This is a genomic window from Brevundimonas sp. (assembly GCF_032107865.1).
In the GTDB taxonomy this organism is placed as follows: Bacteria; Pseudomonadota; Alphaproteobacteria; order Caulobacterales; family Caulobacteraceae; genus Brevundimonas.
Map to the genome: position 1 here is coordinate 1 of NZ_DAMCNG010000310.1, position 2,345 is coordinate 2,345.

Sequence of the window (2,345 nt, forward strand, 5' to 3'; positions counted from 1 at the left end):
CGCTGAAGGCCGACCTGCTGGCCGCGCCCGCCGATCCTAAGGCGGTCGCCGAGCGCGCCGCCGGGGACGCCGGGCCGTCGCCGTTGGCCCCGCACCGCGAGGCCATCGACCGCCTGTTCGCCTTCGATATGGTGGAAGAGATCGTCGCCGCTCTTACGGCCGATGGTTCGGACTGGGCGCAGAAGCAGCTCGACATCCTGAAGACCAAGTCGCCGCAGTCGCTGAAGGTCAGCCTGCGCCAGATCCGCACGGGCGCGACGCTGACCGACTTCGCCGACAACATGGCGATGGAATACGCCCTGGGCGGGCGCGTGGTTCAGACTCACGACTTCCAGGAAGGCGTGCGCGCCGTCATCATCGACAAGGATAACGCCCCCCAATGGTCGCCGGCTGAGCTTTCTTCGGTTTCGGACGCTCAGATCGAGGCTCTGTTCGCCCAGCTGCCCGCCGGTGAGGCATGGAAACCGCTGATCGGCTGATTTCGCGCAAGCTTCATTGTTCAGGGCGGGGGAAAAGCCTATCTTGCCGGCATGAGTAAGCGCTGGACCCCCGAATCCTGGAGAAACAAGCCCGTCCTGCATATGCCGACGGACTATCCGGACGCCGCCGAACTGGCGCGCGTCGAAGACGAGCTGCGCGCGATGCCGCCCCTCGTCTTTGCCGGCGAGGCGCGCAAGCTTACCGATCACCTGGCCCAGGTCGAGGCGGGCAACGCCTTCCTGCTGCAAGGCGGCGACTGCGCCGAGAGCTTCAAGGAGTTCTCGACCGACAACATCCGCGACACCTTCCGCCTGATCCTGCAGATGGCGGTGGTCCTGACCTTCGCCGGCCGCAAGCCGGTGGTGAAGGTCGGCCGCATCGCCGGCCAGTTCGCCAAGCCGCGCTCGTCGCCGGTCGAGGAGATCGGCGGGGTCGAACTGCCGTCCTATCGCGGCGACATCATCAACGGCATGGGCTTCACGCCGGAAGAGCGCATGCCCGATCCGCAGCGCCTGATCCGCGCTTATAACCAGTCGGCCTCGACGCTGAACCTGCTGCGCGCCTTCGCGGGCGGGGGCTATGCTGACCTGTACAACATCCATCGCTGGACGCTGGGCTTCGCCGACGACGGCGCGGGCGCGGCCTACCGCGAGCTGGCCGACAAGATCACTGAGGCTCTGGCCTTCATGGAGGCGGTCGGCGTCACGCCCGAGACGCATCCCGACCTGTCGCGCGTTGAGGTCTTCACCAGCCACGAAGCCCTGCTGCTGAACGTCGAGAGCGCCTTGACGCGCCTGGACGGCTCGACCGGCGAATGGTTCGACACCTCGGCCCACATGCTGTGGATCGGCGAGCGGACGCGCCAGCTGGACGGCGCCCACATCGAGTTCATGCGCGGCATCTCCAACCCCATCGGGGTCAAGTGCGGGCCGACCATGACGGCGGACGACCTGCTGCCGTTGATCGACGCCCTGAACCCGAACAACATCCCGGGCCGTCTGACGCTGATCGGCCGCTTCGGTCACGACAAGGTGGGCGACCGCCTGCCGGGTCTGATGCGGGCGGTGAAGGCGGCGGGCAAGCGCGTCATCTGGTCGATCGACCCGATGCACGGCAATACGCTGAAGGCCGGCAACGGCTACAAGACCCGGCCGTTCGACCGCGTCATGGGCGAGGTCCGCAGCTTCATCGACGTGGCCGAGGCCGAGGGCGTCCACCCCGGCGGCGTTCATCTGGAGATGACCGGCCAGAACGTCACCGAATGCATCGGCGGCGCCCAGGCGGTGACGGAAGACGACCTGTCGAGCCGCTATCACACCCACTGCGACCCGCGCCTCAATGCGGATCAGGCGCTTGAGATGGCCTTCCTGGTCGCCGAGCGTCTCAAGGCCGGGCGGCAGGCCCGGTCCGAGGCGGCATGACGGCAGAAGACGAAACGCCCGGCCGCGTCGCCTATCAGGGCGCGCCGGGCGCCTTCAGCCATGAAGCCTGCCTCGACCTGCGTCCGTGGGACGAGGCGGTCGGCTATGAGACCTTCCAGGGCGCGATCGACGCCGTCCTGAGCGGCGATTGCCATTGCGCCCTGATCCCCGTCGAGAACTCGACGATAGGCGTGGTCGAGCCAGCGGCCACCCTGGTGCGACAAGCGAAACTGGTCGAGGTCAGCGAGGCCTGGCGGCCGATCCGCCTGGCCCTGCTGGGCGCGCCTGACGCGCGCCTGTCGGACGTGAAGACGGCCGAGAGCCATCCCGTCGCCCTGCAGCAGTGCTCCAAGGCCCTGAACGAGATGAAGATCACGGCCGTCGAGATGTTCGACACCGGGGGCGCCGCCGCCGCCGTGGCCGAGGCGGACGACGTGACCCGCG

General features: G+C 68.0%; 3 protein-coding genes. All 3 read left to right on the forward strand.

Annotation, left to right across the window (positions count from 1 at the left end):
• Window positions 1–479, forward strand: a 479-nt coding sequence (locus RT567_RS16025; RefSeq protein WP_313577209.1) for an enoyl-CoA hydratase/isomerase family protein, incomplete at its 5' end; no start/stop codon positions are given.
• 51 nt (window positions 480–530) lie between these two features.
• Window positions 531–1,901 (forward strand): class II 3-deoxy-7-phosphoheptulonate synthase, encoded by a 1,371-nt coding sequence (locus RT567_RS16030; protein WP_087140277.1) that lies wholly within the window; start codon window positions 531–533, stop codon window positions 1,899–1,901.
• The coding region (locus tag RT567_RS16035) for a prephenate dehydratase domain-containing protein (protein WP_313577210.1) at window positions 1,898–2,345 on the forward strand (448 nt) is incomplete at its 3' end. The genes RT567_RS16030 and RT567_RS16035, both read left to right, overlap by 4 nt.

Excerpts from the sequence above, each read along its gene's own strand:
- RT567_RS16030 (WP_087140277.1), top strand. The coding sequence starts at position 531 with ATGAGTAAGCGCTGGACCCCCGAATCCTGGAGAAACAAGCCCGTCCTG.